The following is a 19041-nucleotide window of genomic DNA, read 5'->3' on the forward strand; positions in this document are numbered from 1 at the left end:
AAAATATAGGGGAAATACCCGTATGTTTTAAATCACTGTATTTGCTATAGTTTGTTTAAGTGCTCAGCTGCATATATACACGAGTGATGATGCTCACTGTTGTTTATTAGCTTGAAGAATTTTTTAGGTTATAGCGCATGCTATGTATGTTTTCGTCAAGCATATATAGCACAATGCTTTTGTTCAAGAGTGTTGTACATAGCCAACTGACTTTATTACCCAGCCTCTTCAATTAGGGTAATCATATTATATATTCGCCCATTCTTCAGAATGGGCTTTTTTCTTGCTAATTATTTTTTGCTAATCGTTTTCTTGCTAATAAAGCAACTTGCGAAATTCTAAATGACTTTGTTGAGCGAGCAGATATAAAAAAGCCGGCATCTTTTCGGATGCCGGTCAGTCATGAGACCAAAGATGTTGTTGACTAGGTGTAGGTAAAAAGAACCTTTACGGTGCCATTTGGCCACCGTTAACGTCTAATACTTGCCCTGTGATATAGCCACTGCAAGCATGAGACGCGAAGAAAGCAAAGGTCGGTGCCACTTCTTCAATTTTGCCAAAGCGTCCCATTGGAATGCTGTTTGCGATGGCTGACTTGAGTTCATCAGATTTATCGCTATGGAACGCAGTGTCGATGGTGCCTGGAGACACAATGTTGAATCGGATATTGTCTTTCGTAAACTCTTTTACCCAGTTACGATGGATATCATGTAACCAAGCTTTTGATGCTGCGTAAACGCCGGCACCGATACCGCCACCTTCACGTGCTGCGATGGAGCCTGTACTGATTACACATGAAGTTTCGCCAGACTCAGCAGCTGATGTACGAAGATGCGGGATAGAATATTTAGTCATCATGAGTGCCGAACGCGCATTGAGATCCATTACTCGATCATAAAATGCGTCGTCGATACTCTCTAAGTTTTGACGACCACCAAGGCCACCAGCATTATTGATGAGCACGTCCATGCCACCGAAATGCTCAGTAAACTCTCTTACTAGTTTTTCGCAGTCGGAAGTTTCCATAAGATTTGCTTTGAAGAAAGCAGCATCACCACCCAAAGCCGTCAGTTCAGTTAATGCAGCATCTGCAGCAGGACCTGCTTCGTGGCTATTAATACCAATTTTTGCACCATAAGAAGCAAAAACTCGTGCTGTGGCCAATCCCATTCCTGCTGTTGAACCGGTAATTAAAATGCGCTTACCTTTTAAATCGTTAAACATAATATGCTACCTATCTCGCAATGCTGTGAACAAAATAAATAATACAATATTACTTATCTTGTTCAAGCAAAAATTGAGAAAGTTGTATTTAAGTTAGACAAATTACTCTATCTGTAACCAGATTTGTGATCTAATACAAACAACAAAACATAGTTATACTCTGCACCTTAAGGTTACTTGGGTATATGTCGGAATTAAGTAGTTGAACTTTTGCTTGTAGGCAGCGATGCTGTTTTGGTGACCAGCAAGAATGATTGAATAGTTGCTGGAATGGGTATAACGGAGGGAATGCGATGAGCACTACTATAGGTCAATGTTCTTGTGGTGAAGTTATGTTTGAGTTTACTGGTGATCCTATTAATACGGCATTTTGTTATTGCCATTCGTGTCAAAAGTTAACGAATTCCGATAAGTGGTTTGGTGTCTGGGTTCCAGTCGATACGTTCAAGTTTACTAAAGGAAGGCCTGAAACTTACAGCAGGCTAGGGGACTCAGGAAAAATGATGCATCAAAAGTACTGTAAGAAATGCAGTACAACTTTAGCGATTGATGTTGAAGTGGCGGGGTTCTATTCTGTTGCTGCGACGGCGATACATGGAAGCAACGAGCTCACTCCGAATATGTGTATTTATGCGTCTCATGCATCTAATTGGGCTGTTTTTCCTGAAGGTGTGCCTAGGTTCGATATTTTGCCGCCAGAGTTTAGTGAAGAAAGCTAGAGCGTTGCGTGTGTTTCAAGGAAGGCTTAGAGGTAAATGATACAAATTAGAAAAGCAACAAAGCAAGATGCTGCAACGTTATTTGAATTGCGTATTCAATCGATTCGCAGCCAGTGCGCTGACTTTTATTCGGCTCATCAAGTTAATGTTTGGACAAGTGGCAGTATCACGGAAAAATTTGCTCAGGCCGTCGAACGTTCGTTTTATATCTCCGAGAGTGAGGGAACAATTATTGGCTCAGGTATGATAAATAGCATGACGGGCTTTATAGATGCGATTTTTGTCCTGCCACAGTTTATGGGGAAAGGGGCCGCAAAAATGATGTTGCAGCACCTTGAGTCTATTGCAATAAAGCAAAACCTTTCTTGTGTATCGCTACAATCAACGCTTAACGCCGCAGGCTTCTATCGAGCTCATGGCTATCAAGGCGACGAAATATCGATTTATCACTCACCAAAGGGCATTCAGCTAGATTGTGTTCCAATGAGAAAATGGCTTTGAATGAGATTATTTACAAGTAAGCAAAACCAAAAAAGCCTCTGATTTCTCAGAGGCTTTAAAATGTGGCGGAGAGATAGGGATTTGAACCCTAGATACGCTATTAACGTATGCCGGTTTTCAAGACCGGTGCTTTCAACCACTCAGCCATCTCTCCGTTGTTGAGGCGCATTCTATAAGGGTTGTTTTAGCTTGTAAAGAGCTGAGCAAGTTGTTTGTCTAACTAATAGACAATTAAAGATAAAAAGTTGTTTTTGGGCGAATTAATATCCAGAACAATAACAATTAAGGAAGCCACAGGCTTCCTTAATTAGTGAAATATAGTGCTAATTATTCTTAGTGTAAAACCGTTGCAGCTCAGTGAGACCTTGCATAAGAACTGGTAAAGGCGGGTTGTCGTCTAGTCGCTTGTAGTTCTTATCATACAGCTTGTAGTTGCCAAACCTGTCGATAACGGCTGTTTTGTCTGGTGTGATGAGCGCTAGCTCTTTTGAATCACCAGCGAGTACCCACTTCCTTTTGCTTTCATTAAATAAACTGCGTCCGCTACTGTAGTAGAATGGGTTTGATGACACACCAAGTAGTTCCTGCAAAATAGTGACTGAAAAATCCAAATGACTCGAGCGATGAGTAAATTTAGCAGGTAGCATTCCCGGCCAGTGAATAATCATTGGTACTTGCAGCTGATAGCGGCTGTAGTTGGAGTTTGAGCCCCAACTATTCGTGTTGGTATCGTTGAGTTCCATACCGTGGTTGGAGGTGATAACAACAACGGTATCCTTACTTAGATTTAATTTTTTTACTTGGCTGAGCACTTGCTCAAGCTCGTTATCCGCCACGTGAACGGCTTTGTCGTAGCCTTCAACTAGCTTAGGATAAGACAGCTTTTTATCGCCAGTGTAGTTTGAAAAGTTGCCAACGGTGGTTAGTTCAATAAAGCTAAACCACGGTGCTTTGGCTGTTTTCGCCCACTGTGTCCATTTATTAATGGTTTGGCTATCGGTCGAACTTTTTTCGTTGAAGTCGATTTTTGTCAGTTTTAAACCATGGAAAATGGTGTCTGCAAATAAGTCGTCCTCAAAATTATCACCGCTAAAGAGGCCAAATTGGTAGCCTTGATTTTTCATAGCAGTGAGCATGACAGGCGATGTGCCTTGGGCTTCGATACTGCTAGCGTAGCTGCTCGGCAAGCCGTAAAACAAGCCAAACATGCCGTACATGTCATTACTTGAACTGTAGTGGTTGGTGAAGTCTAAATTGTTCTGTGCGTATTGATACGCATTGGGCATCTTGTCTTTGGTGAGCGCATCAGCCCTAAGGTTATCAACGCTAATGACCAAGACATTGAGGTGGTTCGCACGACGATCGAACTTCAGTGGTTCAAGTGGATAATCTACTAGGTGCAGTTTGCCTTCATTCTCAGACTTACGTTTTAAGTAGTCGGCTCTATCGAGTAATCCATGCTTTTCCATAAACGATTTCGCTGTCATTGGGTACGACAACGGGAAGTTGGATTTTTGAGTAGTAACTGGATTGTAGAAATAAGCGTCAGACCAAACATAAATGAGGTGACTAGTGATAAAGCAAACAAATAAAAGTGCAGCGATTGGTCGTCCAACTCGTTTGTGGCTAAGCTTGCGTTGCTTTCGCCAAACCCACTCTGATAGCCCCAATTCAAGCAAGAAAATTAGCGGCATAACAATAAATAAATGCTGCAGATCTGTGCTTATGGCACTATTGCTATCACTAAATAACACTTCCCAAACAATGCGGTTTAAGTGCAGATTGATAATCTGGTAAGCCTGAGTATCAATCAGTAACAGCGTAAGTCCAACCGTGGAAAAGCATACCGCAACAAGCCGGAAAAGCTTGCGTGAAGGTATTAAGAAGGTTAGGGGAAATAGAATAAGCAGATAGAGAGCGAAAACTAAGAAGCTAAAGTGTCCGATCCATGAGACTGCTAAATAGAATTGGCCTAATAGTGTCTCAGGCCAAGGAGAATGCACTATATACCGCGTGCCAATTAGCATTGCAGCTATGATGTTGAAAAAGGCAAACCAATGCCCCCAACCAACCAAACGTGAAACTCGTTCTCCGTATGTGTTTCCGCTATCAACCATGCGTAGTTCTAATACCCGGTTCTAATTAATGTGTAGTAAGGTCCAGAGAAGACAGTAATGCTTGTGAAAATTTTTCTGCGAGTTCTTTACGTTGTGCAACAGACACGTTCTGATTTAATACGTTGGTTGCTATATTGCCCGCAATCATTAACGTAAGATCTGGTGTTGCTTCATATTTTTCCAGCACCGCAGCTACTTCAGTTAGTATATTTTCTACTTGTTTGTCACTGTATTTGGATGTTATCGGCATAATATCTCTAAAGATGATAGTCAAAGCGGCCTATGATAACCTACTATGCCATACAACTAAAACTAAGTACGACGATAAATTTACAATGAGTCTTTCTCTATCTAATGTCATTCTACACCAGTTAATAAAAAATGATCAGGAAGATCTGATAGTTAACTATAGACCTAATGTTTTAGAACACAATAATTCGAGTGAAAACTTGGTAGCTGAGTTGCATCGTGTCTTTAATTCCAAGGCGGGAAAGGGCTTTGGCACTTTTAAAGACGACAGTGAATTTCAAACTCAGCTCAACGATTTACGCTCTGGTGACCTAAACTTTTACGAATTTTCACAGTCTTGCGCAGATAGACTGAAGGAAGAGCTGGCAAAATACCCTTTTGCAGATGAAGGGACGTTAGTATTAGCGAGCTATCAGTCGTTGGCGACCGATTATCTATTTATTGGCGTTTTGCAATCTCATGCTAGTCTCAAGGTGACGGAAAAGCTTGATATTAGCTCAACTGAATACCTTGATATCTCGAAAATGGATATTGCAGCACGAATTGACCTTTCGAGTTATGAAACTGATCGTGAGTCGAATCGTTATTTGTCTTATATAAAAGGTAGAGTAGGGCGTAAAGTAGCCGACTTCTTCTTGGATTTTCTACAGGCTGAAGTCGGTTTAGATACCAAGCAGCAAAACCAAGTTCTAATGCAAGCCGTCGATGATTTCTGTGCGGACTCCAAATTGGAGAAAAATGAAAAAGACACGTTTAAGAAACAAGTCTTTGAATACTGCAACGAGCAGGTGAAATCAGGCGAAGAAGTGATAGTCAAAGAGTTATCCCAAGAGCTTCCGCCGAGTTCGGATGGTACTCAGTTTATCGATTACACAGAGAAGCAAGGTTATGAGTTGGAAGAGAGCTTTCCGGTTGATAGAACGACAGTAAGAAAATTGACCAAATACGTAGGGGCTGGTGGTGGAGTTAATTTGACGTTTGATAGCCTTTTACTTGGTGAACGCGTTTTTTACGATCCGGAAACAGACACTCTTACAATTAAAGGGACACCGCCAAATTTGCGCGACCAACTTACACGGAATATGTGACAACTTAGAAAGAGTGCGATTTGCACTCTTTTTTCTTTTCAGCGGGCTAGCTAGGTCACTTGGGAATATGATGAATACAGTATATTATTGAAACAGTAGTATTGTTTAAAGTTATCAAATTCAAAGTTTTAAGATTCATGTGAAAGCCCTTCGGCTAGCATAACAAATGGATAGCAATTTACCTTTTGAGGTGGAGTATCAATGGGAAAGGGATATCAGAAGATACGTTGGACATGGATTGTAGCCATCATATGGGCTCTTGTTGTTATCGTTATTTCGATTAACTATCGCGCGAATGTAACTTCAATGCATACGCTTGAAAAAATGACTAAAAATGTTGAAGAACTTCAAGGTATTCTAGCGTATGACGCACCTTTTCGAGCTAAGCACCTCGATAAAGTCAGTAGTATAATCCAGAAAATCTATATCCAGCGAGTCAAGTTAGAATCGGAGTTATCCAGCGGAATTTTTAATCCTGACTTTAATCAGACTTTATACACCATAGATAAATATATTGAGCATATCCGCAGTTACGTTAGAGCAGAAACGGATATCGCAACTTTAGTGAATAACCTAAGTGCTACACGTGAAAAATACGTGAGCCAAGAAAAGCTAGAAGCGGTTTATTTCCAATTGAGTGCGTATGTTTTAGAGGCTTTGTATAGTGACTCTAGTGGTAGTCCTGCTATTTATCGAGCGCTTGATAAGGTCTTTTTGCTTTCGCAAAACTTGCCCACGGAGCAAAGCAAGGAGCTTCAGCAAGTGTTGGGTCAAATTTCAACAGTGTTGGGAGGGTATGCCCAAAGTAACTATCTTGTGGAAAAGCTGCTCAATAATTCTATTCATGAGCAAATTTCCACCCTAGAGGGACAATACCATCACTTCCTCGATGTTTACCTAATTATTCTCGTCTCATTTAGCGGTTTGTGTATTTTTATCCTCTCTATTTCCAGAGATAAAAAAAGAGTAGACGCCTTTCCAGCCACAGGGGATGAGTTGGTTGAGCCTGTTGAGGTGCAGGCAACTTCTGCTCAGGCGAGCCTTGCTGTTCCTGAGTACGCCCCTGTTGCATTGCAAGCAATGAAAGATGAGCCTAGAGAATCTCAGCCGATAAATACGCTAGTGAGCGAGTCCGTGTCAGAACCTCAGTCAGACATCATCAATTTCGAAAAGCTGTCAGATTCACTAGGGGGTGACGAAGAATCTGTTGCATTGCTTCTGAACGTTTTCATACAAGACCATGAACGTGATGTTGAAATACTGGAATCGGTGCTGAACACGGATTCGGAAAAAGCCTTAAGAAAGGCACATAGTCTTAAAGGAGTGTCGGCCAATATCGGTGCCGATAGTTTAAGAGAAGCCGCGAATATAATCGAAAAGGCGCTAAAAGACAGTCACCCAGTCGATAGCCAAATGTTACAACAATTAAGTGTTGAGTTGGAAAAAGCAATAAATGCTGCGAAAGATTATCTAGAAAAGGCTTGAATGATGGTCACATGAATATTTAGCCTATTTGCACCGTCTAGGTCGCAAATAGGCGTTCACTTTGAATGGCTACATTTATAACGTTCGACGCCGCAATGAGAATTAGGTTGTTTACTGCTCTGGCATTATTGATGTATCCGGTTTTTCTGTTTTGTGTGCTCTATGCTGTGGATGGCATTTGTCAACGAACCAACCCATGTAAGAACAAAAAATAGTGACGATAATACATACAAAGCTTAGCCACATATACGGCGCATATGAAAGTGTCGCCACACCTAAAATACTTGCCATATAGATACCGTTGTCACTCCAAGGCACCATGCCTGAGGTTAAAGTACCTCCAAACTCAGCATTACGTGACAGGTTTTTACGTTGGTAACCCAACCTGTCATAATTTTTTGCACAAATTTTTGGAGTCAGTATTAGAGACACATACATGGCTGAACCAAAAACATTACCGAGAAATGCTGTACCTATGGTACTTGTTGCGAGTGAACCACTTGACTGAACTTTGTGTTCGAACAGCTTCGCTATCGTGTCTAGAACGCCTACCTTTTCCAACAATCCCCCAAAGCCTAGCCCGAAAACAATTACCGCGACAGAGCCTAGCATAGAGTACATTCCCCCACGATTTAATATGGCGTCAATAAACTTTACGCCAGTGTCTATTGCGTGTGGTTCCCAAGCGGCATGGAAGGCCACTAAAAAGTCACTATGTTGGAAAATAACGGCCCAAACCATACCAAGTAATGCGCCAAAGCTGATCACTGGAAAAGCAGGCATACGCATCGCTAGCAGGCTAAGTACCGCGATAACTGGAATGAAGGATAACGGCGTAATCTTAAATTGAGCTTGCATGGTGTCCATGACAGTCTGGACATGGGAAATATTTAGGTGTCCGCTATAGTGGAGGCCGAAAGCCGTGAACATTAATCCTGTAATAATGTAGCTTATGGACGCTATAGGTAGCATTCCTCGAATATGTTCTACGACTTCTACGCCTGACATAGAAGACGCAAGTATTACAGAATCTGATAGTGGGGACATTTTGTCACCAAAATAGCATCCAGATAAAACGGCTCCAGCAGTGATAGGAGCGGGGACTCCCAGCCCTTGGCCTATGCCCATCATAGCAATTCCTGCGGTTCCAGCCGATCCCCAAGAAGTACCAGTCGCGAGGGAGGTCATTGAACAGATGAGCATTGTCGCGAGAAGGAAGATAGAAGGGTGTATCGCTTTTAGCCCATAGTAAATAATCGTTGGAACAATCCCGCCGACTATCCAAGTGCCAACTAACGCTCCGACAGCCAGTAGAATAAGTACTGCTCCAAGTCCATTAGCGATGCCATTGAGAGCGGATCTTTCCAGCTCTTTGTAACTGTGACCGAGCCAGATGCCTAAGGATATAACAATAAACCAACCAATATAGAGTGCGAGCTGAATAGGTAAATCGAGTTTGGCAGTAAAAGAGAATGCCATCAGCAGGAACAACCCTAAAGAAATAATAACCTGAACTAGGCTTGGTAGCCGTGGGCTAGCTTGCTTCATAAAAAACCTCTTGTCCAATTTATGAGCGAAGAAAACGTTTTCCTCCTAAAAATGCGCCAAGCACTCTACATTAATCAGAATGAGATATCGATATAAATGTGAGTAATTGTAATTTTAATAAATGTAATATATTGATAATAATGAAAAATAAAACCCACATGGTGTATTTATAGTTTTTGTTAAAAAATAGACTTGAATTGTTGTGTTTGTGTTTGTGTTAAGTTGTGGCGTTTGTGAATTGTTATGCGTGTCTTTGAATTTATTCTATTAATGATTGCGCTAGGCATATATTGCCTCAAAAGGGAGTGGAAAGGGTATTGAAGTTAATCTCCTTAGCTTGGCGTAAACTCAGGCTATTGGTGTTATGTTTCCTCTGCTTTATATAAACTCAAAGTAACAAAAACCGTCATCTATGGCTTTACAGAGTTATTCATCCGAAATCTCGGCACTGATATTTCGATGAGCCTAAGCCTATGAATAGAAGGGTGTTATAGGCATTCTTATCCCAAGCTTAGGTTTCAATAGTCATATCCTTTAACCGATAAATCTATCGAGAATATCGGTCAGATTGATTGAGCCCACAAAAATTGATAAATACTTTTCAATATGAAGAAATTATTTCTTGAAGTTTCTTGTTAAAAAATCAAATATGGCGGTACAGCGGGACTTAGTTTGGAATGTCTTGGCTAAATGATAGTGTTTGAGATGATTATGGAGTGTTAAAAATGAGAGTGGGTCTGATTGGCTGGCGTGGTATGGTTGGCTCGGTTTTAATGAAGCGCATGGTAGAAGAGAAGGATTTCGATCTAATAGAGCCTGTTTTCTACAGTACGTCTCAAGTTGGCATTTCAGCCCCAAATTTTGGAAAGGATGCCGGATTACTTCAAGATGCGTTTGATATCGAAAGCTTAAGTAAACTCGACGCGGTTATTACCTGTCAAGGCGGTAGCTATACGGAAAAGATCTATCCGAAATTGCGCCAAAGTGGTTGGAAAGGCTATTGGATTGATGCGGCATCAACACTCAGAATGGACTCAAACTCCATTATTACTTTAGACCCTGTAAACCTTACTCAAATCCAGCAGGGAATCCACAGTGGTGTAAACACGTTTGTTGGAGGTAACTGTACGGTCAGCCTGATGCTAATGGCTTTGGGGGGGCTATACGAAAAAGGCTTGGTTGAATGGGTAAGCGCAATGACTTACCAAGCTGCGTCTGGCGCTGGTGCACAAAATATGCGTGAGCTCATCACTCAGATGGGGGTCATTAACGATAGTGTTAGCACTCAATTAGCTGATCCTTCGTCATCGATTCTTGAAATTGATAAAACAGTCGCAAATACTTTGCGTTCGTCTAGATTCCCAAAAGATCAATTTGGTGTTCCATTAGCAGGCTCTCTTATTCCTTGGATTGATGTTAAACGTGACAATGGGCAGAGCAAAGAAGAATGGAAAGCAGGTGTTGAGGCGAATAAAATTCTTGGTACTCAGGGTTCTCCTATTCCAATCGATGGCACTTGCGTGAGAATTGGCGCGATGCGTTGCCACGCTCAAGCATTAACGATAAAACTTAAGAAAAATGTTCCAATGGACGAAGTTGAAGAAATGATTTCAACACATAACGATTGGGTCAAAGTCGTTCCAAATGAACGTGATGTTACAGCGATGGAGCTTTCCCCTGCAGCAGTCACAGGTACTATGTCGATTCCAGTCGGACGTTTGCGTAAAATGGCAATGGGAGAAGATTTCTTAAACGCGTTTACAGTAGGTGACCAGTTGCTGTGGGGCGCCGCAGAGCCGCTGAGACGCACACTTAAGATTATTTTGTCTGAGAAGTAACTCGCTGGCTAAGCTAGGCAGTATTTGCCTAGCTTTAAAATAGCCATAGAATTAAATTGCTCGGCCTGAGGCTAAAAGAGTTTAGGCTAAACCGGGAAGAAGGTGCTTCAAGCCTTCTACGATAAATTGGATGCCAAGTGCGCCCAGTATTAACCCCATTATCCTTGTAATCACGTTTATACCTGTCTGCCCACACAATTTTACAATATAAGGTGCCGATCGAAATAATAGCCAAGTACAGAAACAAAATACGCTGATTGTTAGTATTATGCCGAATGTATCAAGCGTAGTTGGATACTTTGAGCCATAAACTATCGTTGAACTAATTGCACCAGGTCCAGCCATTAGAGGCATCGCGAGAGGAACGACCCCAATTTGTTCTTTGCTGGCGTACTCCGACTTTTCTTGCTTATTTTGTTTATCTTCACCAAGCTTTCCGCTCATCATTGAAAACGCGATACTCAATAGCAGTAGTCCACCGGCAACTCGGAATGAATCTAATGAAATACTGAACATATCCAGTAGCATTTGACCACCGAGCAGCGATACCACAAGGATAATAGCTACCGCTAAGTTGGCAGTCAAAGCAGTTTTATTCTTTTCTGTCTCGGACATGTGAGTTGTCAGGGAAACAAAGACAGGCATAACACCAATAGGGTTAACTGCAGCGACTAGCCCAAGGAAAAATTGAAGGAAAATAGCGGTTTCGACTGGTGACATGATTTTAGGCTCAACAAAACTATCTATCTAAGTAGAATCGGACTAATTAGATATTTCAAAAACCAATACTAGGAGCGGTATTGTATGATAGTTTTGATACCAGTACGAGAATAAAAAGTAATTAAAAAATCAGAGAGCCTAGCCATCATTAACCACTTTGTTTTGGCTGACTCTGACTTTCACATGCCCCATTTCTATGATGCTGCTTAGTTCGTAAAGTCTATGAAGCAATTTTTCGTTAATTGTTGTTCCTGCTTTTAACAGGCACCCACCGTTAATCATGCATAAGTCATCGACGAGAGTCATGCCTTTTTCCAAATCTGAAACGCTATTTGGTGTGAAGTACTCGCTGTGAGCTTCTGTCATTCTGCCTTTGTTTAAGGCTTTTTCTGTCTCTTTTGGTTGGCCTTCAGCTAGGTGAATTTTTGTATTTACGTTGTCGTACAAATGTTGCTGATACAGGACTCTAGGCTGAGACACTGCAAGCTTAATTTTTTCTTGCGCATTTTTTACCGTAATAGGTTTGACGAGGAAAGAGTCTATTTCTAACGTCATACACGCTGAAACGGTTGCGGCATCAGAAAGACAGGTAACCGCAATGATATGGGTGTGAATGTCTCCACCCGTTTGTCCAAGTCTTATTGCTTTGATTAGCTCTAAGCCGTTCACTTCCGGCATATTAATATCAGTAATGACCAAATCAACTGGATGGCAACTGAGCTTCTCAATCGCATCAGCGCCATTTTCAGCAGATAGGACATTTTCATATCCACTTCTCATTAGCATGCTAATAAAAGCTTTGCGTGAAAATGCATGATCCTCAACGACCATGATGGTGAATTTGGTTGGATCGAATTTACTCATTGTCCTAAATCCCTTTATTCAATGATTGAGTTCTGCTGTAGGTAAGATTTCAACTTATTTAATTCTGTTTTGCCACTTGCAATGGTTTGCTCTAGGTGAGTCCAGTCTTTATCCAAGGCCGTATTTTGTAATATTTCAAACGTTGACGCTATCGTTTGAGCGCCTGCAGAGCGGGCAGCGCCTTTTGCAGCATGAGCGAGTTGCTGAAGCTTCAATTCGTCTTCTTGCTCAAAGGCGCGATCAATTTCTTCAACATCGCTGATCACTGACTCCCAGTAGCCTTGAAGAAGAGGGAACACAATGTCATCCTCTGAAGTCCCTAATATATCTTCTAATGACTTCATGCAGATAGGAGAGTCGGCTTCGATTTTTGCAACAGTTTGGGACGTATTGTCTGATGGTGAGTAGGGTGCTGTTTCAGAGTTTTTTTCCGGCCTTGGTGAAAGATGTAGCCATTTTTTAACACAATTTCCTAAAGTTTTGAGCTCGACCGGTTTTGCTAGGTAATCATCCATACCTGAAGATAAACATTGATCAGACGCATCAGCTAACGCGTTAGCAGTGATTGCAATAATAGGGGTGTGGCCCAAAGACTTATCTTGATGCTCAGAATTCCTTATATTCAGTGCCAGCTCATACCCGTCCATAACTGGCATGTGGCAGTCAGTAAGTATGAGATCAAAGTGCTTAGCATGCCACTGCTTTAGGGCATCCTGGCCGTGTATTGCCATTTCACATTCAAACCCGAGGAAATTTAATTGTCTCTTTAATACGTCACGGTTAGTGGGTTGATCATCAACAACAAGAATCAGCCCCATTTCGCTGCCAGCAGGAGCTTGATCAATCTGTTCGTTAGGGTGCTCTAAAATTTCTGGTGAGCGTTTTCCATTGACAATGGCAATGTTGTCAATAAGTTCGCTAGGCTTGAATGGTTTGCAGTTATAGTGATAAATGCCATCGCAGGTATCTGACTCTTGTGAATTCTTACTGTGAGTCATGTTAATTAATTTGTATTCACTAGATAGGGCGTCCTTCAACTCGTTTAACTCTCCGTCGACTTTTTGTGGAGCAATATCTGGGCCTAGCAAAATTATGTTATAAGGTTGGTAATTATTTTCTGCGTACTCAAGGACATATCTGGCTCGACTGAATGAGGATACAAAGGTAGCCTCGCACTCATATCCTTTGATGGATTTTTTGCAGGCTTCAATCAAACTTTTATCTGTGGTCACAAATAGCAGCTTGTTCTCGAACATGTCTTCTCTATCAGTGTTTGACGGTTGATTTTCCACCTCAATGAATGGAATATTGATAGTGAAGGTACTACCTACACCATATTCGCTGCGAACACCTATATCCCCACCCATTAACTCGAGTAAAGTTTTAGTGATGGATAGCCCTAACCCTGTGCCTCCAAAAAGTCGGGTAGTACTTGTATCGGCTTGAGTAAAAGCGTTAAACAGTTTTAACATCTGTTCGTCGGTCATACCGATACCATTGTCACTTATGATGATCTCAATTTGAGGCGTAGGACTGTCGGGTTTGTAATTAGCGTGCATGGTGACTAAGCCATTTGTGCCATTGTGACCATCGGTGAACTTAACGGCATTGCCAACAATGTTAAGTAATATCTGGCTTAGGCGAACACTATCACTCATTATAACTTTTGGTAGATTGGCGCCATAAGTTGTGTATAAATCAATACTTTTTTTATCTGCTTGTAGGCCTAACACGTCGAGTGTTCTTTCTAATACCATAGGCAGCTCTACAGGGACACTCTCCAGTGACATTTGACCTGCCTCTATCTTTGAAAAGTCGAGTATGTCGTTAATGATATGTAGAAGCGTGAGGGCAGAGTCCTTGATGGTTCTTACCATGTTGTGTTGTTCGCCAGTCATGTCACTCTCGCTGAGCAGGCTTAGCATACCCACTACACCATTCATTGGAGTGCGAATTTCATGACTCATATTTGCTAGGAACATCGACTTGGCTTCATTGGCTGCTTGGGCTATTTCACTTTCATGGCGCAAGAAATCTTGGGCGTTTTTCTCTTTAGTAATATCAATGTTGATACCACCCATACCTACTGGAGTGTTGGATTCTTTATCGAAAATAATATCTGCAGCAGCTCTAATCCAACGAATTTCACCCATTGGAAGCTGGATACGAAATTCAGAGTTGAACTGAGTCAATGTTTCTCTGGCATGAGAAAGAGCTTTTTCAGCGGCATCGATATCTTCAGGCAAAACTGCCTGTTTCCACATATCGTAGTTAGGGTCACATGACTCTGGCGATATGTCGTATATCTCATACATTCTCTCGTCCCATTCGACGTCATTAGTTAAGAAATTCCAATTCCAAATCCCGATGCCACCTGATTTCGTGGCGAGGTTAAATCGACGAACGGTTTCTTCTAATTTAGTTTGGCTTTTCTGTAACTCTTGCTCAGTCATTCTGTAAGTCGTCAAATCACGAAGAATCAAAATGATAAAATTTTGGTTATTTAACCTGACTCTACGAACATACCCAATCAAAGGAATGGTGTTCGTATTTGCTTGAACCCCGGCTAGGCCATTTAGCTTGAATTCTTTGTGTGACAATGAAGAAGTGTCATCAATTTTCAATGAATCCATATTTAGGTTGAGTAGAAGCTTATCTAGACTGATACTCGCTAGCGTGTCTATATCGTAGCCAAACAACTCAAGAGTTGGTTCGTTGGCATCTACGATACATTGATTGCTGTCGATCAGAATCATGCTGTCCAGAGCGTTTTGGAACATCGCTTGCATTTGAGATTCATGTTCAGATATCTGATTCGCTTGAACAGATAAGGCTTTCTGTAGATTGTCGTTGGCTACCTTGAGCTGAAGTTGAGCTTCTTTCACGTCAGAAATATCTGTCTGGGTGAGTACAAAGTACATCGACTTATTGTCTTGACTCAATAACGGATCAATACGAAGTGTAATCCATCTGCTCTTATCTTGATTTTTAACGGAAAGTGTTAAAGTGGTTGAATTTGTCGATAGAAGAGCTTGTTCTAATTGTTGACACTCATGCTCTGGGCAGACAGATTGATAAAACGTGAATACGTTCTGTCCTACTAGCTCAAGTCCCTCTTTAACGAAAAACTGTTGGATCGATTGGTTGGCGTATAGGATAGAGTTAGAGCCTGGTGCTGTGTCGCAAATTAAAATGCCATCACTGACACTGTCTAACACACTATTCCTAAACAGTGATTCGGGAATTTGTGAAGGAAGATTAATACACCTCCCTAAGTAAGATTTAATGGAGTTCCACACACTTAGCCAACCTTATATTAAATATAATAATTATTTTGATGCTGTATTTAATTATATGCGCATAGTTGTTATGCAATATATATACAAGTGTAGGCTTTATTTGTGTTAGGTAAAGAAAATGATAAACGATGGTGGAGCAAAGCTTAGTCGTGATTCAATTAGTCGTGACTAATTTGCAAAATTTGAGCGAGATCAAAGAATGTTTGTCAGCTAAACTTTAATGTTTCTGCAGCACGTGAAATGCAGCGTACATGAAAAAAACTTACGTAAGAGTGTTGTTTTATAAGTACAGGCTTTGATGTTTTTTTGTAGTATTTTATGTAATTTGCATAATGTGTAATGTAACTGTGAAGTACCCGTTTTTATTAGGTTGATGATAAAAATTACAGATAAGTGAAAGAATATTTCACACCTGATCTGAGTCAATATTTTTTGTAACGTGAAACAATATAATCCGAAGGGTGAAAGCAATTTACTAAGACTCCTGTTTTTAAATATATGCAGTTTGCTTAATAAAAAGTTTTTAATGTTTTATTAATTTAGGAGATACAATATGCCTGTAACTAATTTAGCTGAATTAGACGCACTAGTGAATCGCGTCAAAGCAGCACAAGAAGAGTTCGCTACCTTCTCTCAAGAAAAAGTAGATGCAATCTTCCGTGCAGCTTCTCTAGCAGCTAACCAAGCTCGTATTCCTCTAGCACAACAAGCTGTGGAAGAAACGGGTATGGGTATTGTCGAAGATAAGGTAATCAAAAACCACTTTGCTTCAGAGTTCATCTACAACCAATATAAAGATGAAAAAACTTGTGGTGTTTTAGACGAAAACGACAGCATGGGTACAATGACAATCGCTGAGCCTGTTGGCATTATCTGCGGTATTGTCCCAACAACTAACCCAACATCTACTGCAATTTTCAAATCTCTAATCTCTCTTAAAACACGTAACGGTATCATCTTCTCACCACACCCACGTGCAAAACATTCTACTAACGATGCAGCAAAACTAGTTCTTGATGCAGCAGTAGCTGCAGGTGCGCCAAAAGACATCATCGGTTGGATTGATGAGCCTTCAGTTGAGCTTTCTAACGCGCTAATGAAGCACGACGGTATTGCACTTATCCTTGCAACTGGTGGCCCAGGCATGGTTAAAGCAGCATACTCTTCTGGTAAGCCAGCAATCGGTGTAGGTGCAGGTAACGTACCAGTAGTTATCGATGAAACTGCAGACATCAAACGTGCGGTAGCTTCTGTTCTTATGTCTAAAACGTTCGATAACGGTGTTGTTTGTGCTTCTGAGCAAGCAGTGATCGTTATGGATGAAGTCTATGACGAAGTGAAAGAGCGTTTTGCTTCTCACAAAGCTCACGTACTAAACAAAGCTGACGCAGACAAAGTACGTAAAGTACTTCTTATCGATGGTGCACTAAACGCTAAAATCGTTGGTCAACCAGCAACTAAGATTGCTGAAATGGCAGGCGTATCAGTACCAGCAGATACTAAGATCCTTGTTGGTGAAGGTATCGGTGAAGTTTCTTATGATGACGAGTTTGCTCACGAGAAACTATCTCCAACTCTTGGTATGTTCCGTGCGTCTTCTTTCGAGAACGCGGTTGCTCAAGCTGAGAAAATGGTTGAAATTGGTGGTATCGGTCATACTTCAGGCCTATACACAAACCAAGATGTTAATGCTGACCGTATTCGTTACTTTGGTGACAAGCTTAAAACAGCTCGTATCCTAATCAACATCCCGACTACTCACGGTGGTATCGGTGACCTTTACAACTTCAACGTAGCGCCATCATTGACTCTAGGTTGTGGTTCTTGGGGTGGTAACTCAATCTCTGAAAACGTTGGTCCTAAGCACTTAATCAATAAGAAAACTGTTGCGAAGCGAGCTGAAAACATGTTGTGGCACAAACTACCTAAGTCAATCTACTTCCGTCGTGGTAGCCTTCCAATCGCTCTAGGTGACTTAGAAGGTAAGAAACGTGCGTTCCTAGTAACTGACCGCTTCCTGTTCAACAACGGCTACGCTGATGAAATCGAAAGATTGCTAAAAGAGCAAGGCATGGAAGTTCAAACTTTCTTTGATGTTGAAGCAGATCCAACTCTATCTGTTGTAGAGAAAGGTGCTGAAGCAATGAAGAGCTTCCAACCAGATGTTGTTCTAGCTCTTGGTGGCGGTTCACCAATGGATGCTGCGAAAATCATGTGGGTTATGTATGAGCATCCAGAAACTCACTTTGAAGAGCTAGCAATGCGCTTTATGGATATCCGTAAACGTATCTACAAGTTCCCTAAAATGGGTGAGAAAGCGGATCTAGTATGTATCACTACGACTTCTGGTACTGGTTCTGAAGTGACACCTTTTGCGGTTGTTACAGATGATAAAACTGGTGCTAAGTACCCACTAGCTGACTACGAACTAACACCACAAATGGCAATCGTAGATGCTAACCTAGTGATGAACATGCCTAAGTCTCTAACAGCATTCGGTGGTTACGATGCAATCACTCACGCTCTAGAAGCTTACGTATCTGTTCTTGCGAACGAGTACTCAGATGGTCAAGCTCTTCAAGCACTTAAGATGCTTAAAGAATACCTACCATCAAGCTACAAAAATGGTGCAAACGACCCAATCGCTCGTGAGAAAGTTCATAACGCGGCAACTATTGCAGGTATGGCATTTGCAAACGCTTTCTTAGGTGTTTGTCACTCAATGGCTCACAAAATTGGTAACGCGTTCCACTTGCCACACGGCCTAGCTAACGCTCTACTAATTTCTAACGTGGTTCGTTACAACGCGAACGACAACCCAACTAAGCAAACTGCGTTCTCTCAATACGACCGTCCACAAGCACGTCGTCGCTATGCTGAAGTTGCAGATCACCTAGGTCTATCTCAGGCTGGTGACCGTACAGCTCAGAAAATTGAGCGTCTACTTGCTTGGTTAGAAGAGATGAAGCGTGAGCTAGATATCCCTCTATCTATCAAAGAAGCTGGTGTTAATGAAGCGGACTTCCTTGCTCAACTAGATACTCTATCTGTTGATGCATTCGATGACCAATGTACTGGTGCGAACCCTCGTTACCCTCTAATCTCTGAGCTGAAAGAGGTTCTAACAGATTCTTACTACGGTAAGGCATACGTTGAAGGTGAAACTTTCGAAGGCACTTCAGTTATCGTTAAAAAAGATGACCAGAAGCCAGCTGCGAAAACGAAAGCAAAAGCTTCTACTAAAGCTAAGAAAGAGAAAGCAGAAGCTTAATCTTAGTTAGTTAAAGAAAAAATACTTCAAGCCCTTACATCGTAAGGGCTTTTTTTATGTATGACAAATAGCATCAAAATCATTGCTAAAGGTTATTAGGTGATAGTTTTTCTAGAGG

The 19041-nt window shown here is 41.3% G+C and carries 13 protein-coding genes and 1 tRNA gene; 6 read left to right on the plus strand and 8 right to left on the minus strand.

The features are described 5' to 3' along the window. Window positions 1-447 precede the first annotated feature (447 nt). Entirely contained in the window at window positions 448-1224 is a 777-nt protein-coding gene (locus ACM2FC_RS07145) for an SDR family NAD(P)-dependent oxidoreductase (protein WP_498480206.1), read from the minus strand. Between the two features lie 293 nt (window positions 1225-1517). On the opposite strand from ACM2FC_RS07145, the gene ACM2FC_RS07150 reads away from it, so the two are divergent. Together ACM2FC_RS07150 and ACM2FC_RS07155 are read left to right on the plus strand one after the other, a co-directional pair. After that, a complete protein-coding gene (locus tag ACM2FC_RS07150) occupies window positions 1518-1943 on the plus strand; it encodes a GFA family protein (protein WP_498480207.1) in 426 nt (141 codons plus the stop codon). Window positions 1944-1979: 36 nt separating this feature from the next. Beyond that, on the plus strand, window positions 1980-2444 hold the full coding sequence (locus ACM2FC_RS07155; RefSeq protein WP_498480208.1) for a GNAT family N-acetyltransferase: 465 nt from the start codon (window positions 1980-1982) through the stop codon (window positions 2442-2444). Between the two features lie 63 nt (window positions 2445-2507). Here the strand turns inward: ACM2FC_RS07155 and ACM2FC_RS07160 are convergent. The 3 genes from ACM2FC_RS07160 to ACM2FC_RS07170 all read right to left on the minus strand — a co-directional run bounded on the left by ACM2FC_RS07160 (window position 2508) and on the right by ACM2FC_RS07170 (window position 4811). Beyond that, a tRNA-Ser gene (locus ACM2FC_RS07160) sits at window positions 2508-2598 on the minus strand. Between the two features lie 169 nt (window positions 2599-2767). Beyond that, entirely contained in the window at window positions 2768-4561 is a 1794-nt protein-coding gene (locus tag ACM2FC_RS07165; RefSeq protein WP_498480209.1) for a DUF3413 domain-containing protein, read from the minus strand. Window positions 4562-4586: 25 nt separating this feature from the next. Further along, window positions 4587-4811: a YejL family protein gene (locus tag ACM2FC_RS07170; RefSeq protein WP_498480210.1), complete on the minus strand. Its 225-nt coding sequence runs from the start codon at window positions 4809-4811 to the stop codon at window positions 4587-4589. 85 nt (window positions 4812-4896) lie between these two features. On the opposite strand from ACM2FC_RS07170, the gene yejK reads away from it, so the two are divergent. Continuing rightward, window positions 4897-5898, plus strand: a complete 1002-nt coding sequence (yejK, locus tag ACM2FC_RS07175; protein WP_498480211.1) for a nucleoid-associated protein YejK — start codon at window positions 4897-4899, stop codon at window positions 5896-5898. 201 nt (window positions 5899-6099) lie between these two features. After that, window positions 6100-7383, plus strand: coding sequence for an Hpt domain-containing protein (locus ACM2FC_RS07180; RefSeq protein WP_498480212.1), 1284 nt, complete (start codon window positions 6100-6102; stop codon window positions 7381-7383). A 111-nt stretch (window positions 7384-7494) separates the two neighbouring features. Here the strand turns inward: ACM2FC_RS07180 and nhaC are convergent, their stop codons facing one another. Then, the gene (nhaC, locus tag ACM2FC_RS07185) at window positions 7495-8931 is read right to left on the minus strand and encodes a Na+/H+ antiporter NhaC (RefSeq protein WP_498480213.1); all 1437 of its coding nucleotides are present in this window, start codon (window positions 8929-8931) and stop codon (window positions 7495-7497) included. Window positions 8932-9656: 725 nt separating this feature from the next. On the opposite strand from nhaC, the gene asd reads away from it, so the two are divergent. Then, window positions 9657-10769, plus strand: a complete 1113-nt coding sequence (asd, locus tag ACM2FC_RS07190; protein WP_498480214.1) for an aspartate-semialdehyde dehydrogenase — start codon at window positions 9657-9659, stop codon at window positions 10767-10769. An 81-nt stretch (window positions 10770-10850) separates the two neighbouring features. On the opposite strand, the gene ACM2FC_RS07195 is transcribed toward asd, so the two are convergent. The 3 genes from ACM2FC_RS07195 to ACM2FC_RS07205 all read right to left on the minus strand — a co-directional run bounded on the left by ACM2FC_RS07195 (window position 10851) and on the right by ACM2FC_RS07205 (window position 15571). Then, window positions 10851-11489 (minus strand): YchE family NAAT transporter, encoded by a 639-nt coding sequence (locus ACM2FC_RS07195; RefSeq protein WP_498480215.1) that lies wholly within the window; start codon window positions 11487-11489, stop codon window positions 10851-10853. 138 nt (window positions 11490-11627) lie between these two features. After that, window positions 11628-12353 carry a response regulator gene (locus tag ACM2FC_RS07200; protein WP_498480216.1) on the minus strand — a complete coding sequence of 242 codons (726 nt, stop codon included), beginning with the start codon at window positions 12351-12353 and terminating at the stop codon, window positions 11628-11630. Between the two features lie 14 nt (window positions 12354-12367). After that, on the minus strand, window positions 12368-15571 hold the full coding sequence (locus tag ACM2FC_RS07205; RefSeq protein ID WP_498480217.1) for an ATP-binding protein: 3204 nt from the start codon (window positions 15569-15571) through the stop codon (window positions 12368-12370). Window positions 15572-16205: 634 nt separating this feature from the next. Between ACM2FC_RS07205 and adhE the strand changes: the two genes are divergently transcribed. After that, window positions 16206-18923 (plus strand): bifunctional acetaldehyde-CoA/alcohol dehydrogenase, encoded by a 2718-nt coding sequence (gene adhE, locus ACM2FC_RS07210; protein ID WP_498480218.1) that lies wholly within the window; start codon window positions 16206-16208, stop codon window positions 18921-18923. Window positions 18924-19041 lie beyond the last annotated feature (118 nt).

The sequence above is a fragment of the Vibrio sp. A37 genome (genome assembly GCF_059777565.1).

What these genes read in the sequence shown, in the direction of transcription:
- ACM2FC_RS07145 (WP_498480206.1), bottom strand. Translation starts at nt 1,224, where the DNA reads ATGTTTAACGATTTAAAAGGTAAGCGCATTTTAATTACCGGTTCAACA.
- ACM2FC_RS07150 (WP_498480207.1), top strand. Translation starts at nt 1,518, where the DNA reads ATGAGCACTACTATAGGTCAATGTTCTTGTGGTGAAGTTATGTTTGAG.
- ACM2FC_RS07155 (WP_498480208.1), top strand. Translation starts at nt 1,980, where the DNA reads ATGATACAAATTAGAAAAGCAACAAAGCAAGATGCTGCAACGTTATTT.
- ACM2FC_RS07165 (WP_498480209.1), bottom strand. Translation starts at nt 4,561, where the DNA reads ATGGTTGATAGCGGAAACACATACGGAGAACGAGTTTCACGTTTGGTT.
- ACM2FC_RS07170 (WP_498480210.1), bottom strand. Translation starts at nt 4,811, where the DNA reads ATGCCGATAACATCCAAATACAGTGACAAACAAGTAGAAAATATACTA.
- yejK (WP_498480211.1), top strand. Translation starts at nt 4,897, where the DNA reads ATGAGTCTTTCTCTATCTAATGTCATTCTACACCAGTTAATAAAAAAT.
- ACM2FC_RS07180 (WP_498480212.1), top strand. Translation starts at nt 6,100, where the DNA reads ATGGGAAAGGGATATCAGAAGATACGTTGGACATGGATTGTAGCCATC.
- nhaC (WP_498480213.1), bottom strand. Translation starts at nt 8,931, where the DNA reads ATGAAGCAAGCTAGCCCACGGCTACCAAGCCTAGTTCAGGTTATTATT.
- asd (WP_498480214.1), top strand. Translation starts at nt 9,657, where the DNA reads ATGAGAGTGGGTCTGATTGGCTGGCGTGGTATGGTTGGCTCGGTTTTA.
- ACM2FC_RS07195 (WP_498480215.1), bottom strand. Translation starts at nt 11,489, where the DNA reads ATGTCACCAGTCGAAACCGCTATTTTCCTTCAATTTTTCCTTGGGCTA.
- ACM2FC_RS07200 (WP_498480216.1), bottom strand. Translation starts at nt 12,353, where the DNA reads ATGAGTAAATTCGATCCAACCAAATTCACCATCATGGTCGTTGAGGAT.
- adhE (WP_498480218.1), top strand. Translation starts at nt 16,206, where the DNA reads ATGCCTGTAACTAATTTAGCTGAATTAGACGCACTAGTGAATCGCGTC.